Genomic DNA, 19,210 nt, shown 5'->3' with positions numbered 1-19,210 from the left:
CGCGAGTTCCCGTTTTTTTGTCGTGATTTGCCAATTAACCGCACTAAGTCGAACCTCTATCCCGGACTTTTTTCATGTCCAGTTCATTGAAAATATCATCCCGATACTGGCGGCTGACCGGCAGTTCCTCCGGCCAATCACAAAGCCGCAGCCACAGCGTCCGATCTTTCCCCGTCTTCAACGAACACACGCTGGCGGGACGGACATAGCAACTGCGATGACAACGAATCAGCTTCGCATCGCATTGAGCCATAAACTCCTGCAGCCCATAACTGCTGCGGTAAGCCGCTCCACTGGCGATGACGGTAGCGTGGCGGTCGGCTTTTCTGACAAAACAGGCATCGATACTGGCGACCGGAATCATCCTTAACAGTCCGTTGTCTGACAACCACACCTGCGATAGCTTCATACCGCCCAGTTCCCTGTGTACTGCTAGCGAAAGACCACGGGACTGGTACCGCCCTTCCAGGGCAAAGCGTTTTTCAATCCGCTTCAGGGACTGAACCACCCTGGCGGGATCGAACGGTTTCAACAGGTAATCGATAGCCTCCAGATCGAAGGCCTTCGCGGCGTATTGGCTGTAAGCGGTGGCAAAGACCAGCCCGGTCTGGGGACGGCGGGCCAAAATCTCCCCGGCCGCTTGAAACCCGTTCATTTCGGGCATCTCGATGTCGAGGAAGACCACATCAGGCTCAAGCCTCGCCACCCCTTCGACAGCCTCGACCGGATCGTCAAACGCGCCGGCGACGGTGCAGTGGCCGCCCAAAATATCCTGTAACTCTTCCAACGCCCAGGCTTCATCGTCAACAATCATCACTTTAAGCATTCGATCCGGTCCCCTCCATCCGGCAGTTAGCCCGTCTGGGAACAAAGAAGGAAACACGGGTTCCCAGCCCGCCCGCTCCTACCACCTTCAGCCCTTCGCCGAACATGCTCCTCAGACGTCGGTCGACGCTGAACAAGCCGAGCCCCAATCCGTCGCGCCTGGTTTCGAAACTGCCACTGCTAAAATGGTGCAGAAGATCGCCAGGCATACCTACCCCGTCATCTTCCACCGCTACAACAAAACCGTCGTCTGTCTCCCGGATGCTTATTCTGATGACACCGCCTTCCCGCCGGGGTGCAATGCCATGACGCACGGCGTTCTCCACGAGCGGCTGAAGGGTAAAGGGAGGAATCATGCAGACAGACAGGTCGCCTTCCAATTCGCACCTGACGTCAAGGCGGGGTCCTAACCGAACCGACTCGATATCCAGGTAGGCCCGGACAACCTTCATTTCCTCCGCCAGCGGTACACAATCCGCCGTCAGCTCAAAGGTGCCGCGCAGATAGGCCGCCAGATCGCGCAATAATTGCTGGGCTTTCGCAGAGTCCACCCGGCAGAAATGTCCGATTGCCCCGAGCGTATTCTGCAGGAAATGCGGTTTGATTTGCGCCTGCAGCGCCTTTAATTCCGCTCGTTCCACCTGGTGCTTCCTGAGCTCGGCTTCATAGAAAGCCGCCGCCTCTTTTTCCCGCTGCAAATTTCGGTTGCTTTCTTCAAGCTCTTTATTGAGAACTTCCTTCTTGATCAAAATATATCCCTGGCTTCCGGCCACCAGCAGAAAGATCAAAACCACAAAAAAGGCGCTATGCGGAAGATCGGTCATAAAAAGACGGTATCTATCCAAACCCATGATATACTGGTGCCGCCACAACGCAGCCAAAAAACCCACTATATACAGGCTGCCGATAACCTTTTGCGTCGGCGACGATCCCGTTCGGGAAAAAGCGAGCTGCAGTCCGGGTATCAGAAGAAACGCACTCTGCAGCACCATCGGCACGGACATCCTGACCGTCCGGCTTAAAGCGAACGGCACATTCCATATGCAGGCCATAATTACCGCCAGGGAAAGCCCGTAGAATAGCCACCATTTCCTGGTCATCGTGTTCTTCAACGAAACCCAGGCCATCGATTCCATCGCCTGGCCGGTCATTACCAAGGAGTTGCCTAAAAGCAACGACATAACGCCAGAAATTTCGCCTCGCAGTCCGACCAGCACCAGGCCAACCAACTGAGACAACCTGCCAAGAACGAAAAGCCGCTCTCCTGCTTGGGTCCGTCCATAATTGAAATCAGCAAGCAACAAAGCCAGCGAAACAACATGCCCTACGACCAGCACCGCTATCAATGTGCGCATATCAAAACCAGTGAGCATATCGTTTCACCTCAGGCTAAGTCTCCGGCCGCAGCCGATATTCTCATGAACCTCAGCAAAATTAGACTATTCGCAACCGAAAATAACGCCCCTATATCAAACACTCATCGAGATGAAAATTCCCCAAATCATGGTAAATACCTCCAATTTTCTTGTCAATTTGCTATAAAACGCAAAAAGCAAACCCCGTCGTCCGCCTTGTGGCGAAAAACGAGGCTTGCCATGTCTTCGTTTGTTACTTTACTCATAATATTGCGTGGCCGTAGCGACAATCGCAAGAGCTTCCTGCCCGAGGCCTCATCGTCAATTGCCAGCTCCCTATTCAGCCTGTCGCTCACCCATTCACCCCCTGATAAAGGCAAAGCATAAAGAAAAAAGCCTGCCGTGACCGGCGAGGCCAGCAACTGTCCCCCTTCTATTTATCATTGCCCCAAACAAAAGGGAAAAGAAAAATCGGCACAAACAGCAATACCGGCCGCGCTAAAAATTGCAGACAAACGAAAGTGGCAATGCCTCCGGACAGAGCCAACTCACCCCAGCGCGACCAGGACGAACGTTTACCCCCTTGATACATTAATTTTACCAGCAGACAGTGGACGATGCCGAAGCAGCAGACAAGGGAGGCCGCCAGCAGGGTCAACGACCGTATATCAGCGATTATTCCAGCCAAATATTGAGCGTTCACGGGCCAACCCCTCCAGCCGTATGCTGCGGTGCCACGTCAGTCGAGTTGTTCCAGACGGTGGATCCCTTCGTTTTCGCCAATCACGAATAGGATATCCCCCTGGCGAAAAACTTCTTCAGGCTTTGGTGAAACCGAAATCGAGTCACATCTTTTGATGGCGACAAGGTTTAAACCATAACCCTCCCGCAGATTGGATTCGGACAGCGGCTTGTCGACCATCTCCTGCGGAACGGCCACTTCTACAATGCCAATGTCTGGAGACAATTTAATGTACTCAAGCACATTGGTGGAGACCAGACTATGGGCGATGCGCATCCCCATGTCCCGCTCCGGATAAATGACCCGATCGGCGCCGATCTTCTCCAGCATCTTGCCGTGCAGCTCGTTTTGAGCTTTGGCCACGATGTGGCCCACCCCCGCTTCCTTTAGGAGAAGAGTGGTTAGGACGCTGGCTTGTACGTCTTCTCCAATCGCAACCACTACCACGTCGAAATTTCTTATCCCCAGAGCCTTTAACGCTTCCTCGTCGGTCGTGTCAACGCACACAGCGTGAGTAACGACCTCACTTATCCTCTGTATACTTTCTAAGTCGTGGTCAACGGCCAATACCTCGTAGCCTTGGCTGGCAAGGCTGCAGGCGACGCTCAAACCGAATCTTCCTATGCCGATGACGGCAAACTGTTTCCTCTTCATGGCAGCTCCTTTTTAGCCGATAATTACCTTTCCCTCGGGATATAGCAGTTTCCCATTTTGCTTCTTGAGCGCCAGCGATAAAACCAGCGTCAGCGACCCGACCCTTCCGGCGAACATCGTGAAGATTATCATCATCTTGCCGGCCGTCGACAAGTTGGGGGTAATGCCGGTTGACAGTCCGACAGTGCCGAAGGCAGAGGTAACTTCGAACAGGATGTTGAGGAGCGGCGCCTGTTCGGTGAGTGTCATCGCAAGTGTCACGGCTATTATTAGGCCGGCTGATATAACTGCTATGGTCACAGCTTTCGTGATGCTGGCTTGCACAACGTGACGATGAAACAGCTCAACTTCCTTTTTGCCCCGGATGAAACCGAAAACCGAGGCGGCGATTATACCGGCTGTTGTCGTTTTTATACCGCCGCCTGTAGACGAAGGAGACGCGCCAATATACATCAACAAGATTATTATCAGCAGGGTCCCTTCACGCATACTACCGATATCCACAGTACTGAAGCCGGCAGTCCGGGTGGTGACCGATTGAAAGAACCCCGCCAGGACCTTGGCGGCGGGCGAAAGCTCATTGAATACTTTGCCGCCTGACTCAAAAACAATGATCAGCATCATTCCTAAAAAAATCAGCAGGCCGGAAACGGAGACAGTCAGCTTGCTGTGCAGACTAAGCTGTCGGAAGGAGCGTTGGTTCCAGACATCGGCTATTACCGTAAAGCCGATGCCGCCGACGACGATAAGACCGGCGATGGTGAAAACCACCGCAGGGTCGGCAACATACGAAGTGATGCTTCTGAAGTCGCCGAAAAGGTCAAAACCGGCGTTGCAGAAGGCCGAAACACCGTGCCAATACCCGTAGTAAATTCCTTTGGCGCCAAAGTCCTGATACCATCGCATCGCCAGGTTCGTGCCCCCGATGAACTCCACCAGCAATGTTACTTTAATAATATACAGCGTCAGCCTTACAACACCGGATAGTTCAATTTGGTTGGTAGCTTCCTGGATTAACAGGCGTTCCCGCAGGTGAATCTTTTTCCCCAGCATCACCGCCAGCAGGGTACTGACCGTCATCACTCCCAGACCGCCGAACTGGATGAGGAGGAGGATGACGGTTTGTCCAAACAGGGAATAATGTGTGCCGGTATCCACAACCACCAGCCCGGTAACGCACACCGCCGATGTTGCGGTAAATAAAGCATCAAGAAAGTTTGTCCCTTCGCCGGATTGCGCCGCCCACGGGGTCGCCAGGAGGAGCGCCCCGGCGAGAATCAGTCCTGCAAAGCCGCTGACCAACACCTGATAAGGGGTCAGGTTCAGCTTGAACAGCGATTGAATAGAGGCTAATTGGTTCAAGCAAGACACCCCTTAGGCAAAAATGATGGTTACTCCCCTCAGTATAAGGTCCTTTGAGATAAAAAGGGCGTCAGAAATAACCGCCGCCGTATAAAGAAAGCGTAAAAATCTCGTCAAGGCAGGAAAAAAAAGAAACCAGCCTCCCGGCTGGTCCTTCACAGCTTCCCATCCTATTTCCCCATCAACCTATAGCCGACTCCCGGCTCGCTGATTATATAGCGCGGCTGGGTAGGGTCGTCTTCGATCTTACGGCGTAGTTGACCGACATATACCCTAATGTAGTGAGTATCCTCGCTGTGGAGATTGCCCCACACCGTCTTCAACAATTGCTTGTGAGTGAGCACCTTGCCGGCGTGTTGGGCCAGTTCTTTCAGAAGGTCGTATTCGGTCGGCGTCAGCTTCACCTCGTTGCCGCTGATCGTTACCCGCCGCTGGGCGAGGTCTACCTGCAATCCGCCGCAGACAATAACCGGCTCATCGTCGGAGCGGGCCGTCCGCCTGAGTGATACCCGCATACGGGCCATGAGTTCGCTTACCCCGAAGGGCTTGGTGATGTAATCGTCGGCGCCGGCGTCGAGCGTTTCGACCTTTTCTTGTTCCTGGTCGCGAGCGGTGAGGATGATTATCGGCACTTGCGACCATTCTCGCACCTGGCGGACGACCTCCTTGCCTTCAATATCGGGCAACCCCAGATCCAGGATAATCAGATCAGGCTTAAAGGTCGCGGCGCGACTTATCCCGTCCAAACCTGTTTCGGTTTCGTCGACGATATAACCGTGAGCTCCCAGGGAGACCCTCAGCAGTTTGCGGATTTGCGGTTCGTCATCGACGACGAGTACGCGCATGCTTTTTTCCGGCATAGGAATCACTCGCTTTCCGGCTGAAGTATTGCTTGGTTGTTGCCAAGCGGCAGAGTAAAGCTAATGACCGCCCCGCCGCCGGCCGCGTTCTCCGCCCATATTTTACCCCCGTGGGCCTCCACAAGGCCCTTGCAGATCGACAGTCCAAGCCCTGTTCCGGGAACATTGCCCGTCCGCCGCTGTATCCGGAAGAACTTATCGAAGATCCGCGGCAAATCGGCCTCCGATATCCCGGCGCCGTGATCGACGACCGACACCTGCAGGCTGTCGCTGCCGCTGCCAACCTTGATTTCGATGCCGGTGCCCCGGGGGGAATACTTGATGGCGTTGTCCAACAGGTTTACCAACACTTGCACCAGCAGCACGCAGTCGCCCCTCAGCAGAGGGACGTCATCGGATATCTTGACATTCAGCGGCCGGCCCTTTGTTTGATCCGCCAATTGGCGTAGCGCCGTGCCAATAATATCCTCGATGTCGCACCAGTCGTACTTCAGCTGTAGCATGCCGCTTTCCAGCCTGGCCGTGTCTAGAAGGTTCAGGAGGATAAGGTTTATCCTGGCGGCGCCCTCTTTAATCGTCTCGATGAGCGACCGCCGCTCGGCCGCGGAATATACGTCCTCAGCCTCCAGCAGGGTGGACGACGAGCCGATGATCGTTGCCATCGGCGTACGAAGTTCGTGAGAAACCGAGTTGAACAGCGCGGAACGCAGACGGTCGGATTCAGCCAACAGAGCCGCCTGCCGCGCCTCCTCGGTCAGCTTAACCCGCTCGATCGCGATCGCCGCCAGCCCCGCCCAAGCGTTCATAAGACGCCGCTGTTCATGAGTTATCAGCTTTTCGACGATACGTATCCCGAGGACGCCGACGGTACTTTCCCTCGTATTGAGCGGCAAATACAAATACTGTGCGGCCGGCAATGTTTCGGTAGACCGCCCGGCAACCTGACGGTGTTCGTAGGACCACACGGCAACAGCCGCCTCGGCGCTGTCCGCCAGCGGAACCTTGTTGTCCTGGCTCATATCCGATAACAGCTCGCCGCTTCCCGGGTCCCGCTCTGCCCAGACCGCGAGGCTGCCGTTCGCGTCCGGCAGCAGCACCACCACTCTACGGCCAAGCGCATCGGCCGCCTGCCCGGCCAGTTTGCGGACAATAGTATCCAGATCGATCACCGCAACAATCTCGCGGCTGAAATCATACAAGGCACGCGTGCTTTTCTCGCGTACTCTGGCCGCCGTAGCCTCATAGCGAAGCAACTCGGTCCGGCCGCCGATCACGAACGCGACAACCAAGAAAGAAAGAAAACTCCAGACATAGCGTACATCATCGACAGTAAAAGTAAATATCGGCGGCACAAAGAGGAGGTCGAAAAGAAGCACGCTGCAAACAGCCGAAAAATATGCCGGCCACCGCCCCCACCAGAAAGCGCTGAACGCCACCGGCAACTGATAAATAAGCGCGACATTGACGAGCTCAATTCTTCCGTGCAAAACCCAATTGAAAAGCGTAACTGCCGCCACCATCAACAGGCTGAGGACATAGTGAGACCAATTAGCCCGCTCGCCCACATTGGCGGTAGCGATGCTCCCTCCCGGCGCCTTTTCCTTTTTGGCCTGGATAACGCATACGTTTATGCCGCTGCCATTGCGGATGAGCTTGTCGACGACCGACCCGTACAGAAACTCTCGCACACGGCCATGGCGGGGTTTGCCGATGACAATCGCCGTAACGTTGCGCGAGCGCGCGATTTCAAGGATCTCCTCTGCCAAATTGTCGGCGGTGCTGCTGAGTATTTGCGCCCCCAGTTCCTCGGCCAAACGCATATTGCGGGCTACTCTGTCCCGCTCGGCGTCGCCGACGGGAAAGCGCCGGGCCGTCTCGACATGCACGGCCAGCCATTCGGCCTGCTGCCCGGCGGCAAGGCGCCGGGCAACGCGGATAAGTTGGGCGGAAAATGGGCTGGCGCTGACACACACCATTATCCGCCCCGCCGCCGGCCAGGGGCCGTCGATCTGGTGCTCGCGCATATACTCGCTGAGCTGCTTATCGACCCTACTAGCCGTGAACCGCAGCGACATTTCCCTCAGGGCGTTGATGTTCCCCGGTCGGAAGAAGTTCTTCAGGGCGCGTTCGGCCTGACCGGGCACATAGACCTTGCCTTCCTTAAGGCGCTTTATGAGATCTTCCGGCGGCATATCAATGAGCTGAACATTGTCCGCCTCTTCGATAATGTGGTCCGGTACTGTTTCTCTTACTACGACGCCCGTGATTTGCGCCACCATATCGTTAAGGCTTTCTATGTGCTGGATGTTCAGGGTTGTATAAACGTTGATACCGGCATCGATAAGTTCCTCGACATCCTGGAACCGTCGCACATGACGCGAGCCGGGCACATTAGTATGAGCCAGTTCATCGACCAAGACCAACTCCGGCTTGCGGGTAATGATTGCGTCAATGTCCATCTCCGCCAGTTCCTTGCCGCGGTACGCAAATATCTTGGCCGAGATTTTCGGCAGTCCGGCCGCCAGCCGCTCGGTTTCCTGGCGGCCATGGGTTTCCACCCAGCCGATAACGACATCGCTGCCGTTACTCAAACGTTCATGAGCCGCCTCCAGCATGGAGTATGTTTTGCCTACGCCGGCCGCCGCGCCCAGAAAAACGGTGAGCTTGCCTCTCGCCGCCTTGTCAAGCTTCCCCAGGATCGCCTCGGGGTCCGGCCGTTGTTCCTGTTTATTTACTGTCGGCATTTCCCGCTCCTCGCCCTCGCACCGTCTTACCTAGACTATTAAATCCCGCAGCGCCAATTCCTTCTCTTGTTTATCGCCGAAATTTAGCTGACGCCAAGCATCTTGATCGCCTCCGCGAGACCACCGGCCCCATGGCGATTTTCTGCTCCGCCCCCGCCACGTTGAACACCAGCACGGCTATGGCGTATTCCTTCCAGCTCATCTCCGGTCAGCATCCACGCCGGTCAGGCGATAGCTCCCAGCGGCGGTAGCCCCGGCAAGACTTAGTCTATCTCCGCATGCTGGAGAAATACGGCTCGCCGTAGCCCCCGAGCGTATCCCTTGCCCTGTGCTGCAATACCGGCTTTGTTTCCCTTCACCTAGATACTACTAGATACTACCACTACTCGTCGTATAATTGGCGTCAGGGAAAATCCCCAAAGCAACTGACGACATCTTTGCGGAAAAATTAGAAAATATGTACCGAATTCGGTACATATTTTCTAAAAATGACTGCGAAGAGTCCCTACTTTTACCGACGCCTTTACTGTTGCCCCAAGCCTATAATAAAAATCGTAGCATCGGGAACTCTCTGATTCCACAACCTGTGTCCCGCCTGATGCGAACGGCTATTTCAAAAATATGAAGACGACAGCTGACAATACTGCGATGGTAATTGCCGGCGGATCGACATGAGTGTCGCCGCTGTTTAGCGTCTTGCCGAAAAAGTCGCCCATAAAGGCCCCCATAATTCAAACAATCCGCCTATCCATACGTTGCCGACTGCCGCCGCGGCGTAGGCCGCCGGCAAAGCGATATGATGGGTGACCGGCCCTACGCCCATGAACTGCAAAAAAATCAGCGACGCGGCCGCTACGCCGAAGCCGAGAAGAACGTTTTTGCCGACAACCGCGGCGTAAGCAGAAATCAGACCCACTCCAAGTCCCAGCAGCAGCAGTAAAAACGCTGTGCCGGAATCCGGCAACTTGTAAGACGCCACCAGCTTCCCTCTCCCGAAGATCAGACCGGCGGCAATCCCCGATAGCCCCACAGTCATGGCAATGGTGTCGGCGGGGGTAGCTACATGGGCCAGCAGTTTGTTCACCATCATGCCGCCGACGGCAAACAAGCCGCCCACGAATAATACCGAGCCGTTGTTGCATTTCACCAACGGTACCAGGATATCTTTAGAATTGACCAGGTCCTTGCGCCCGGCGAAAGCGGTGGCCGCCACGGCGCCGGCGAAGGAAATATGCGGGCCGAAATAGGGGCCGAAGGCCATTTCAGGCATGTTGGCCAGCACAAGAAACCCGCACATAATGAAGGCCGGCAGCGCCCCCACAGCTGCCGCGAACATCCCGCTGCCAAAAGCGGCTACTAACTCTGGCACTGGAAACACGCAATAATCACTCCTGACATTTTAGAATAACACTCCGTGTAATCCGGAATGAGGAGCAGCAATAACCGTTTGATCGACGAGAAAGCCGCTGTCAGCAATGGCTTGTGTCCCGGCGCGAATCGCGGCGTTGACCGCGCCTACATCGCCGGTGAAAAGCACCACGGCCTTGCCGCCCATACCCCGGGCCAGGCGAATCTCGATCAGTTCCACCGGCGCCGCTTTTACCGCGGCATCGGCGGCGGTTATGCCCGAAGCCACCGAAAAACTCTCGATCATTCCCAGGGCCCTCAGTTCCTTGATTTCGGTACACCCTGACAGAGCAGGAAAAATGCTGGGATGGATGTTGGGAAGGACAAACTCGTCCACCACGCAGTCGAGGCTCAAACCTTTCCCGGCGCGGACGGCACTTTGAACCGCGCCCACGTCGCCGGACACCATGACGATGAACTTGCCGGGGCAGAAAGGCTGAGCGAGCACCAATTCCACGTTGGCCGCCTTCAGCATGGTATCGGCAACCTGAATTCCCCTGGTCACGTTTTTTACTTCCAGCAACCCGATGGCCGCTTTCACCACCCCATCCCCCCTGCCTTGCTTCTCGCCTTTATGCCGATATAGCCGTCCCCGGTGAATACTTCCCCGGCAATGCTCGCGTGCAGGTTGGCCCCGACCGCCGCGCCCTGCGGGATAACGGCCACGAGGTCGCCGGCCTCAACCTTGTCGCCGTCCCTGACAACCGGACACGCCGGGACGCCGATATGCTGCAAAAGCGGTAAGCGGACTTCGTCGGGAATTGGGGACGTGGAGAACGGCGCAGGTCGGTCGTACTTTTCCAGTCCCAGCCTCGCCACCAGGCGTTTCGTCGGTATCCGGCGGTAATCCCGTTCCCATCTAGCCTGCCTGATTTCCGCCCGGTGGGGATTTTTGACCCCCGCCTTCGCCAACTGCGCTTTCAGCTCCGCGATGACCCGCCGCGGAGACAGCCCCATGGTGCAGCCGTAAGCCTCGCAGGCGCCGCACTCGGAGCACAGCAGCGCGCGGGTGACGGCGGCGTTGTCCTGCAGCCCGCCGCCGATGACCTGCATGATGCGGTGGGGCTCCAGCCCATGGCCCAGAAGGTAGCGCGGGCAGCCGTCGGTGCAGCCCCGGCAACTGCAGCAGGCCGCCTTCGCCCGGTTGGCGATGACCGTCCAGGAAGCGACTTTGTGAGCGATGGCCGGATGCTTCCGCGGCAAGACGATGAAGCCGCCGGTGGTTTTGGTGACGACCGCTTCCAGGGCGACGAGCTTCCCCATCAGCGGGCCGCCGTCGATAATCGCGAAATCGTCGACGGTCGCGCCCCCGGCCAACGCGATCACTTCCCGCGCGGAAATCCCCACAGGCGCCCTGATAGTCAGCGGCTGCGCCACCTCCCCCGTCACGGTCAGATACTTGTCGGTGACCGCCTTGCCGGCCAGTGCCTCGGCCACATTCACCAGCGTCTCGACGTTGACCACGACAGCGCCGACATTCAGCGGGATGCCGCCTTCCGGCACGACCCGCCGCGTCGCCTCATAGACAAGCACCTGTTCATCGCCGGCCGGGTAGAAGTCCGGCAAAAAGAATAGTTCCAGCCGGCGGTCGCCCAGTAGGCCGATGGCGGCAGCAAGATTCGCCGCCGCTTCGGCATACTTCCGCTTCAGGGCGATAACGCCGCGACCGGCGCCGGTGGCCAGCATAACCGCCGCCAGGCCGGCGACGACCTTGTCGCTCTCTTTGGCCATAATCTCCTGGTCCGCCCTGAGCAGCGGCTCGCATTCCGCGCCGTTGGCGACAACGGTATCCACCCTGGCGTCGATCTTCACATGCGTCGGAAAACCTGCTCCCCCCGCGCCCACGACGCCGGCGTCCCGGACTGCGGCGATAATTTCCTCTCGCAATTGCCTCACCCTCTCACACGATGGAGAATGCATCGACCAGGACGCAGCGGCGTTGTCTGGCGAAGCTCTTCGCCGAGGTCAGCCCCTCGCCGGTCGGTCCGGCGATGGTGAAAGTCGTGAACCCCTCGCCGCCCACGCCGATTCCGGCGAACGACGGACCGTTCTTGACGAAGACCGTCGTCTCAATGGCGCGGGCCAACCTCGTCATGTTGTCGACATTTTTCGAATGCATGATGGCGGTATGGCGATTTCCGTGTTCCACCTCGACCGCCAGCCTGATCGCGGCGTCGACGTCCTTGACCTGGACCAGCGGCAGCACCGGCATCATCAGCTCTTCCAGCACGAACGGGTGATCCGCCTCGGTCTCACACAGTATGACTTTGGCGGCGTCGCCGTCTTCGATGCCGATATGGCGGAGAATGTAGCCGGCATCCTTGCCGATGAACGCTTTGTTGGCGGCATAGATTTTAGTGGGTCGATAGCTGCAGCCGGCAGCCGCCTCCGCCTGTTTCTCGGTCAGGACGACTTTTGCCAGCTCTTCCGTCTGGCGTCCGGAAAGCTGATACGCGCCGGCCTTTCGCATGTAAGCCATCAACTCGTCGGCGATCGAGCCGACGGCGATAACTTCCTTTTCGGCAATACAAGGCAGATTATTGTCAAAAGAGCAGCCGGCAACGATATCGCGGGCAGCCTTGGCGATATCCGCCGTTTGGTCGACCACGGCAGGCGGATTGCCGGCTCCGGCGCCGATGGCTTTTTTCCCCGAGGACAGCACCGCGCTGACCACCGCCGGCCCGCCGGTGGCCACGAGCATGTTGATATCCGGATGCTTCATCAGCCGCCCGGCTGTTTCGATTGACGGGCGGGCCACGGCCGTGAGCAGGTTTTCCGGCCCCCCCGCCTTGACGATAGCCTCATTGATTATCGCCAGCGTTTTGCAGGAAGTCCGCACCGCCGAAGGATGGGGGCTGAACACCACGGCGTTGCCGGCCGCGATCATGCCGATGCAGTTGTTGATGATGGTTGCGGACGGATTGGTCGTGGGCGTTATGGCGCCGATAACCCCGTAAGGCCCCCGTTCCACGATCGTCAGCCCCCGGTCCCCGGAACACGCCTCGGTATACAAGATCTCCGTGCCCGGAGTCTTCTGCGCCGCCAGCTCGTTTTTAATAATTTTGTCCGCCACCCGGCCCATGCCGGTCTCCTGTACCGCCAGCCCGGAAAGTAGCGCCGCGTTGCCGTAGGCAGCCTCCCGCACGGCCCGGATTATGGCTTCGCGGCTATCCCGTGACAGCGTCTTAAGCTGTCGGTAGGCCTGCCGGGCCGCCGCCACGGCGTCGTCCAGGTCGGCGAAAAGCCCCGGGCTCTCCCGGCCGGCCGCATCATGGTCCTGCAGCTTGGCGAGCACCTGCGCCGCCATTCTTGCAATCAATTGGTCGTCCATTGCCATCCTCCCCCGGACACATCATTACCGCCAGGCGGCCAACCCGGCGTTCGCCACGCGGATGTCATCCTCCACCGAACCGCCGCTGACACCCAGCCCGCCGACAACGACCCCGTCCGCGACAATGGGCAGGCCGCCGCCGAATACCACCATCCGGCCGCCATCCGTGGTATTGATCCCGTACAGCATCTGACCGGGCTGCGCCAGCGCCGCGGCCTGCTCGGTGGTCATCTTGAGGGCCGTAGCCGTATAAGCCTTATCGAGAGCTATGGAGATACTCGCCAGCAGCGCCCCGTCCATCCGGTGCTGCGCCACCAGATTCCCGCCTTGATCGACGATGGCGATAACCATTGGCACGCCTATTTCCGCAGCTTTGCTTTCCGCCGCGTCGATGGCGCGTTTGGCCTTCTCAAGTATCGAATCCCGGGCTGTCATGCTATCCCCTCCCAATATTGACTGCACTCTGCGGGTAATCAACGCGATCAGCTCTTCCTGTTCCACGCAGCGGGCCATGACGAACAACAGGTCGGAGAGGCGGTTCAGGTAAACAAGCGTCGTCTCGGCGATCGCCTCGGCCTTCCTCAGCCTCACGACACATCTTTCCGCCCGGCGCACCATCGTGCGGGCCAGATCGAGGGCCGCGCCGGCCGGACAGTCGCCCGGCGTGACGAAATGCGGCTGCGGGATGCGCACCCGCTCCAGTTCGTCGATCAGCCCTTCCAGCGCGGCGACATCCCTGTCGGTGGTCAGCCACGCGCCGCGCATCGGCTCGCCGGCGGTGGCAAGGTCGGCGTTCACCCCGACCAGCTGCCGCTGGATGGCCTGCAGTCTTTCCGCCCACGGCCGATTGCCGAGCAACGCCCTTGCCAGGCCGATGGCCGCGTTGGCCTCGTCCACCGTGCCGTACGCTTCCACCCGGATGTTATCCTTGGTCACCCGCTGCCGCGAGAACAGGCTTGTTTCGCCTTTATCGCCCGTTCTGGTATATACCTTCATGACTCACCGCTCCTCGGCAAGCAACGACCGGTCCAGCTCGATGGAGTCGATGATGCCGACGATGGCGGCGTCCACCGCCGAGTTGGGTTTGCCATGGACATGCCTGGCCGAACTCCCCTCCACCACCAGCACCGTTTCCCCGGTGCCGGCCCCGATGGTATCGACGGCGACCAGCGGCCCTCCGGCGCTCCTGCCGTCGAATTCCAGCGGCTGGACGATCAGCAGCTTGCTGCCCGTCAGGCTCTCATCCTTGGGTGTCGCCACCAGCGTACCGATGACTTTTCCTACCCACATGGTATCCTCTCCCATGCAATGCTTATCAGCTATCGCCCCGCACAAGTTCGACGTTCAGCTCCCGCGCGGCGTCAGCCGCCAGCGGGGTGATTATGGCGCCCCGGGGCACGGCCAGTCTCCCGCTGCCGGTGGCGAGCGCCGCCTTGACGGCCGCCGCGTCGATTAAAACCTTCTTCTCCCGGGCCAGCGTTGCCGGCTCAGGATCGGGCCGGAAACATCTCCCGACCTCGGCTGCCAGCATTTTTACATCCACCAGCCTGACGCCGTAGCTTTCGATCAGCCGGAGGTTATCCCGCAGCGCCCGCGTCAGATTTACGGGCGCCCGCCCCATCCCGCCGCTGGTTCGCCCGCAGTCCTGCGGATCAGCGGCGTTGGCCGCCATAACCACCGGCTTGCCCAGCATCAGCGCCTGCAGCGCCAAAGTGGTGACAAGGGTGTCGGAAAAAGTTCGGGCCAGTTTGGCGGCCGTATTCTGCGTCAGCACCGGGACAACGACGGCGTCGGCCTCCCTCAACAGTCGGCCGGGATAAGGGTCCTGAGCGGTAACGATGACAGTATCCGTTCCCAGCGTATCGCGCACCCGCTCAGCCCCCACGATCTTCTCCGCCGCCGCCGACAGTACAACGGCGACATCCGCCGGATAAGCGCGGAGCTCCGCCAGCGCCGCCAGTCCCGGCTCCAGCCCGATGGCTCCGCCGCAGAAGAGGGCGAGGATCTTGCGGCTATCCCCCCGTCCGGCGGCCGGCGCTCCGCCGTTCAGTCGCCGCAACACTTCTTGGGTGACTATGTCCACCAGTTCCCTGTATTGCAAAGGCTCACCCCCCAACCCCCACGAGGCTTACCAGATCGCCGTTCTTCAGCCCGGCGGCGTTGGCCTCGTCGGTGTCGACATGGAATTCCAAACGGAAACCGGCGCCGCTTCTCACCAATACATTCCTAAAGCATACCGACCGTTGGCCGGGCACCTCCAAGGACACCCGGTCGCCGTCCGCCACACCGTAGGCGGCCGCGTCCTCTACGCTCATATGGATGTGCCGGGCGGCGACGATGACGCCCTCCTTCATAGTCAGCGTCCCCGCCGGCCCGACCAGGGCAACGCCGGCCGAGCCGGCAAGTTGGCCGGAGTCGCGGACAGGCGGGACGATGCCGAGGAGAAAACTGTCGGTGCGTGATAGCTCCACCTGGCTGACCCGCCGCAACGGGCCGAGCACGCGCACCCCCGGGATGACCCCTCTAGGTCCGACGAGCGTAACCGTTTCGGCGGCGGCGAATTCCCCCGTCTGCTTTAAATCCTTGACCTTGGTCAGCGCCCGCCCGGCCCCGAACAAGACGGCTGCGTCATTAGCGGATAGATGGACATGGCGCTTCGATACGCCCACCGGTATGCCCGGGAGCGCGGCAGCCGCCGGGGGAAGGTCCGCCAGCCTTTTCGCGATGCACACAACGACCGCGTCGATCAATTCGGGGTCCATTCCTCCCGCCTCCTCGCTCAGTCGCCGCTTCAGCCTTCCAGTTTAGGCAGTATCTTCTCGATATCGGTATGAGGGCGCGGGATCACATGGACCGAAATCACTTCGCCGACCTTGCTCGCGGCGGCCGCGCCGCTGTCGGTAGCGGCCTTGACCGCGCCCACGTCGCCCCGAACCATCACCGTAACCAGTCCGGAGCCGATCTTCTCATAGCCGACCATCGTAACATTAGCCGCCTTCACCATCGCGTCGGCCGCCTCGATCGCGCCGACCAAACCCTTGGTTTCCACCATTCCCAACGCCTCGCCACGCATATCACTCATCCTCCTTGTCTTCTCCGTAATGCAGGCACGTTACTTTCGGGTCGCCCTTCTTGCGGGAACAGGCGGGATCGCCGCACAAATTGCACAATTCCGAGCTTGGTTTCTCGACAGGAGCTGAGCGAGTATCCGGTTCCGAAGATACCGCCGACTCCTCCCTGCTCGCGGCCACCGGCGCCGTTTCCTGCGCCTGCGGTTCGCCGCCTTCGTCCGCGGGCGGCCCGCTGGCGCCGCCGTCATCAGCCGCGGTCGGCGGCGTCTGCGCCTTCCGGCCCACGGTGTCTTCGCTTTCGACCATGCCGGTCAATGCGCGATGGGGCCTGGGAATGACGTGAGTAGCCCACACCCTGCCGACTTTGCCGGCGGCGTTCGCGCCTGCGTCCACCGCGGCCGTGACCGCTCCCACATCGCCCTGCAGCTTGACGGATACCATCCCGCCTCCTTTGGTAAGTTCATAGCCGAGAAGTTCGATGTTGGCGGCCTTGACTGCCGCATCGGCGGCTTCCATCGCCGCCACCAACCCGATTGTCTCGATCAGGCCGAGCGCATCTTTGACCATGCTTTCACCTCCCATGGCCATCAAGTCTTTCTCGAATAATCTCCATAACTACGTCGGTCAGCCGGCGTCGCGGGTCGTCGTCGCCGCTGTCCGTCTCCTTCGCGGCCAAGTCCCTAAAAGGTGTCCCCTTGACCATGCGAGCGGCGTTGCTGCCCAACCGTCGCCAGGTCCCCGGCTCTCCGGCCGGCAGGACGAAGAGCGGCTTATCCGCAGGCAGTTTGTGGTAATGAACGCTTATCGCCTCCGCGCCGATGCCGACGCCGACCCCCAACGGAGACTCGGCGGCGCCCCGGCAGGCGAGGCTGGCGGCGTCTCCCGCCCCGACGCTCCACGAGCTGGGGACGCCCTCTTCCTCGATTCCCGCCTGAACTTCCCGCAGCTTTGCTTCCTGCCCGAAATGGGCGTTGACGTAAATAACGATATTTGGTTTGACCGCTGCGTTTTCCGTAACCATATCAGGCCTCTCCCCCGTTAAGGTAAGAGAGCACCAGACCGGTAGCCACCGCGTTTCGCGGCCCCTCTGTCCCCCTGATGTTGCCGCGCCCGCAGACAATGCCGTATTCGGCCAGCGCGTCGGTCACCATGTCCGCGATCTCAAAATCCAGCGCCGATCCGCCCACGAGCACGACGAAATCAATGTGGCGGATATTGCCGGTCGGCGCCACCCGAGCCAGCGCCCGCAGAGCGTTGGCGACAAACACCTTCTTCTTCGCTTCCCGGCGAACATAGCGGATCTTATCGAGCGGATAGTCGCCGGGAATGGGCGTCAGGCCGCCCTCCGCCAGGATTACCACCCGGGCGAAGACCTCCGGAGGCAAACTCTCGGCAAAAAAACGCACCGTTCCGTCCTCCAGCCGCATGTGAAAAAGACTTTCCACCTTGGCCAACGGATACTTCTTGATATTCTCGGCCAGGTCCGGATCGCCCAGGCCGAGTTCGGAATTGATCAGCATGGTGACCATATCGCCGGCGCCGGCCAGGTGAATGGCGCTGATCTTGTCGTCGCGCGTAACGATGGCGGCGTCGGTCGACCCGCCGCCCATATCGAGGATTGCCAGGGGTTTCGCCGTTCCGGGCGTCGTCATCGCCCCGCCGACAGCCATGTAAGCCTCCACCCCGGCAATCACCACCCCTGTCCCCAGCTTAGCGGCCAATTGGTCGGCGATCTGCGTCATCGGCAGACGGTTGGTTTTTACCATCGCCGCCAGAGCCACCGCATTTTCCAGGGCGAACTCGCCCGCCAGGCCGCCTCTGACCTTCTGGGGGATAAAGGTATCCACGCCAAGGACATCCTGGATTTTCATCTCGCCCGGCGCCTGGCCGGTAAGATCGGCCATCACCTGGCGCACTCTCTCCAGCATGCCGCCGACATTGGTGCCGGCCTCGCCCTTGACATCCTCCACCGGCTGGACACGCTCAACGACCTCCATGATCCTGGCGGCGCCCGCATCAACATCGATATCGGCCTTGCCCCGAATGCCGGAAACCGTCACCACACCCGCCGGAATGCTTCGTGCCTTCACATCCCCCTGGGGCGTGCGGACCACCACCGCCGAACGGTTGCCGATGAGCGCCCGGGCGATGGGGACGACCAGCTTAGTCTCGTCGGCCGCCAGGCCGAAAACGGTCGCAATCCCGTAAGGGTTGGACAGCGTCCTGACGGACTGGCCCTGTTCGGCCACCTCCACCGCCGCCTGCATGCCCAGCGGCACCTTGTCGATGAGGGTCACCTCGTCGATGACCGGCACCTTCCGCGTGAGGCGATTAGCAATCAACACCGCGTCGTCCTGCCTGGCGACCGCGCCCTGAACGTCGACGCCCCGCGCCACGGCCCCGTTGATTTCACGGGCCGCGTCCTCATAGTCGATTCCCTGCGGGATGACGCAGATCACCTTTTCGCCCCGGCCGATAACTCCGAGGCGGTCGAACGGCTGAGTAACGCCGACGCCCAACCCGATGCCGCCGGGGGTGGACGGATTGTGACCGATCATCGTAGACTCGGTAATGATAGTCTCGGTAATCGTTTCCATTGCCAAGTCGCCGATCACCGGCGTGGCCTCGTTGATGCGAATCTCCCCGAGATCGGCGGTTTCAAGCCCCGCCGTCCGGAGCGCCGCCCCGAGCGCCGTCAGGATGCCCGGCAGATTCGCCACCGTTCCCTTGATTCCGGTGGTCTTGGTTATACCGCTGGCCAGAAACTCTGCCGGCCGGCCGTGGGCACACCTTGCGAGGCATACCTCGGTTGTGGAGTTGCCGATGTCGACCCCTGCGACGATTGTCATCGGTTCCTAC

General features: G+C 59.6%; 20 protein-coding genes. All 20 read right to left on the bottom strand.

Annotated elements, in window-relative coordinates; all coding sequences use genetic code 11:
- Window positions 1-43: 43 nt before the first annotated feature.
- The 20 genes from Q4T40_00370 to Q4T40_00275 all read right to left on the bottom strand — a co-directional run bounded on the left by Q4T40_00370 (window position 44) and on the right by Q4T40_00275 (window position 19,200).
- Window positions 44-826, bottom strand: a complete 783-nt coding sequence (locus tag Q4T40_00370) for a LytTR family DNA-binding domain-containing protein (protein ID MDT8899700.1) — start codon at window positions 824-826, stop codon at window positions 44-46.
- On the bottom strand, window positions 819-2,198 hold the full coding sequence (locus Q4T40_00365; protein MDT8899699.1) for a histidine kinase: 1,380 nt from the start codon (window positions 2,196-2,198) through the stop codon (window positions 819-821). Before Q4T40_00365 ends, Q4T40_00370 begins: the two co-directional genes overlap by 8 nt.
- A gap of 155 nt (window positions 2,199-2,353) precedes the next feature.
- The gene (locus tag Q4T40_00360; GenBank protein MDT8899698.1) at window positions 2,354-2,536 is read right to left on the bottom strand and encodes a hypothetical protein; all 183 of its coding nucleotides are present in this window, start codon (window positions 2,534-2,536) and stop codon (window positions 2,354-2,356) included.
- Between the two features lie 77 nt (window positions 2,537-2,613).
- The gene (locus Q4T40_00355) at window positions 2,614-2,883 is read right to left on the bottom strand and encodes a hypothetical protein (protein ID MDT8899697.1); all 270 of its coding nucleotides are present in this window, start codon (window positions 2,881-2,883) and stop codon (window positions 2,614-2,616) included.
- Between the two features lie 36 nt (window positions 2,884-2,919).
- Window positions 2,920-3,576 (bottom strand): TrkA family potassium uptake protein, encoded by a 657-nt coding sequence (locus Q4T40_00350; protein ID MDT8899696.1) that lies wholly within the window; start codon window positions 3,574-3,576, stop codon window positions 2,920-2,922.
- A gap of 12 nt (window positions 3,577-3,588) precedes the next feature.
- A complete protein-coding gene (locus tag Q4T40_00345; protein ID MDT8899695.1) occupies window positions 3,589-4,947 on the bottom strand; it encodes a TrkH family potassium uptake protein in 1,359 nt (452 codons plus the stop codon).
- Window positions 4,948-5,108: 161 nt separating this feature from the next.
- A complete protein-coding gene (locus Q4T40_00340) occupies window positions 5,109-5,798 on the bottom strand; it encodes a response regulator (protein MDT8899694.1) in 690 nt (229 codons plus the stop codon).
- Between the two features lie 5 nt (window positions 5,799-5,803).
- Window positions 5,804-8,542, bottom strand: coding sequence for a sensor histidine kinase KdpD (locus Q4T40_00335; protein ID MDT8899693.1), 2,739 nt, complete (start codon window positions 8,540-8,542; stop codon window positions 5,804-5,806).
- A 688-nt stretch (window positions 8,543-9,230) separates the two neighbouring features.
- Window positions 9,231-9,920: a hypothetical protein gene (locus tag Q4T40_00330; GenBank protein ID MDT8899692.1), complete on the bottom strand. Its 690-nt coding sequence runs from the start codon at window positions 9,918-9,920 to the stop codon at window positions 9,231-9,233.
- Window positions 9,921-9,941: 21 nt separating this feature from the next.
- The gene (locus Q4T40_00325) at window positions 9,942-10,490 is read right to left on the bottom strand and encodes a BMC domain-containing protein (GenBank protein ID MDT8899691.1); all 549 of its coding nucleotides are present in this window, start codon (window positions 10,488-10,490) and stop codon (window positions 9,942-9,944) included.
- On the bottom strand, window positions 10,487-11,845 hold the full coding sequence (locus Q4T40_00320) for an SLBB domain-containing protein (protein MDT8899690.1): 1,359 nt from the start codon (window positions 11,843-11,845) through the stop codon (window positions 10,487-10,489). The genes Q4T40_00325 and Q4T40_00320 overlap by 4 nt, the downstream gene beginning before the upstream one ends.
- Window positions 11,846-11,849: 4 nt before the next feature.
- On the bottom strand, window positions 11,850-13,280 hold the full coding sequence (locus tag Q4T40_00315) for an aldehyde dehydrogenase EutE (protein MDT8899689.1): 1,431 nt from the start codon (window positions 13,278-13,280) through the stop codon (window positions 11,850-11,852).
- A 24-nt stretch (window positions 13,281-13,304) separates the two neighbouring features.
- The gene (locus Q4T40_00310; GenBank protein MDT8899688.1) at window positions 13,305-14,276 is read right to left on the bottom strand and encodes a cob(I)yrinic acid a,c-diamide adenosyltransferase; all 972 of its coding nucleotides are present in this window, start codon (window positions 14,274-14,276) and stop codon (window positions 13,305-13,307) included.
- Window positions 14,277-14,279: 3 nt separating this feature from the next.
- A complete protein-coding gene (locus tag Q4T40_00305; protein ID MDT8899687.1) occupies window positions 14,280-14,570 on the bottom strand; it encodes a EutN/CcmL family microcompartment protein in 291 nt (96 codons plus the stop codon).
- Window positions 14,571-14,595: 25 nt separating this feature from the next.
- The gene (locus Q4T40_00300) at window positions 14,596-15,381 is read right to left on the bottom strand and encodes a flavoprotein (protein MDT8899686.1); all 786 of its coding nucleotides are present in this window, start codon (window positions 15,379-15,381) and stop codon (window positions 14,596-14,598) included.
- Between the two features lie 4 nt (window positions 15,382-15,385).
- Window positions 15,386-16,042 (bottom strand): phosphate propanoyltransferase, encoded by a 657-nt coding sequence (locus Q4T40_00295; GenBank protein MDT8899685.1) that lies wholly within the window; start codon window positions 16,040-16,042, stop codon window positions 15,386-15,388.
- Window positions 16,043-16,071: 29 nt separating this feature from the next.
- Window positions 16,072-16,353, bottom strand: a complete 282-nt coding sequence (pduA, locus tag Q4T40_00290) for a propanediol utilization microcompartment protein PduA (protein ID MDT8899684.1) — start codon at window positions 16,351-16,353, stop codon at window positions 16,072-16,074.
- Window position 16,354: 1 nt separating this feature from the next.
- A complete protein-coding gene (locus Q4T40_00285) occupies window positions 16,355-16,918 on the bottom strand; it encodes a BMC domain-containing protein (protein ID MDT8899683.1) in 564 nt (187 codons plus the stop codon).
- Window positions 16,919-16,922: 4 nt separating this feature from the next.
- The gene (locus tag Q4T40_00280; protein ID MDT8899682.1) at window positions 16,923-17,372 is read right to left on the bottom strand and encodes a glycerol dehydratase reactivase beta/small subunit family protein; all 450 of its coding nucleotides are present in this window, start codon (window positions 17,370-17,372) and stop codon (window positions 16,923-16,925) included.
- A gap of 1 nt (window position 17,373) precedes the next feature.
- Complete coding sequence (locus Q4T40_00275) at window positions 17,374-19,200, bottom strand: diol dehydratase reactivase subunit alpha (GenBank protein ID MDT8899681.1); 1,827 nt, start codon at window positions 19,198-19,200, stop codon at window positions 17,374-17,376.
- Between the last annotated feature and the right edge of the window lie 10 nt (window positions 19,201-19,210).

Source organism: Selenomonadales bacterium 4137-cl, assembly GCA_032334055.1.
Lineage (GTDB): Bacteria > Bacillota > Negativicutes > Sporomusales > UBA7701 > Anaeroselena > Anaeroselena agilis.
The sequence above is the reverse complement of the archived record's forward strand: the minus strand, read 5'-3'. Positions and strand labels throughout refer to the sequence as shown.

Coding starts and splice junctions, on each gene's coding strand:
- Q4T40_00365 (MDT8899699.1), bottom strand. CDS start 2,198: ATGCTCACTGGTTTTGATATGCGCACATTGATAGCGGTGCTGGTCGTA.
- Q4T40_00280 (MDT8899682.1), bottom strand. CDS start 17,372: ATGGTTACGGAAAACGCAGCGGTCAAACCAAATATCGTTATTTACGTC.
- pduA (MDT8899684.1), bottom strand. CDS start 16,353: ATGCGTGGCGAGGCGTTGGGAATGGTGGAAACCAAGGGTTTGGTCGGC.
- Q4T40_00295 (MDT8899685.1), bottom strand. CDS start 16,042: ATGGACCCCGAATTGATCGACGCGGTCGTTGTGTGCATCGCGAAAAGG.
- Q4T40_00370 (MDT8899700.1), bottom strand. CDS start 826: ATGCTTAAAGTGATGATTGTTGACGATGAAGCCTGGGCGTTGGAAGAG.
- Q4T40_00305 (MDT8899687.1), bottom strand. CDS start 14,570: ATGTGGGTAGGAAAAGTCATCGGTACGCTGGTGGCGACACCCAAGGAT.
- Q4T40_00275 (MDT8899681.1), bottom strand. CDS start 19,200: ATGACAATCGTCGCAGGGGTCGACATCGGCAACTCCACAACCGAGGTA.
- Q4T40_00350 (MDT8899696.1), bottom strand. CDS start 3,576: ATGAAGAGGAAACAGTTTGCCGTCATCGGCATAGGAAGATTCGGTTTG.
- Q4T40_00335 (MDT8899693.1), bottom strand. CDS start 8,542: ATGCCGACAGTAAATAAACAGGAACAACGGCCGGACCCCGAGGCGATC.
- Q4T40_00285 (MDT8899683.1), bottom strand. CDS start 16,918: ATGGTCAAAGATGCGCTCGGCCTGATCGAGACAATCGGGTTGGTGGCG.
- Q4T40_00310 (MDT8899688.1), bottom strand. CDS start 14,276: ATGAAGGTATATACCAGAACGGGCGATAAAGGCGAAACAAGCCTGTTC.
- Q4T40_00340 (MDT8899694.1), bottom strand. CDS start 5,798: ATGCCGGAAAAAAGCATGCGCGTACTCGTCGTCGATGACGAACCGCAA.
- Q4T40_00315 (MDT8899689.1), bottom strand. CDS start 13,280: ATGGACGACCAATTGATTGCAAGAATGGCGGCGCAGGTGCTCGCCAAG.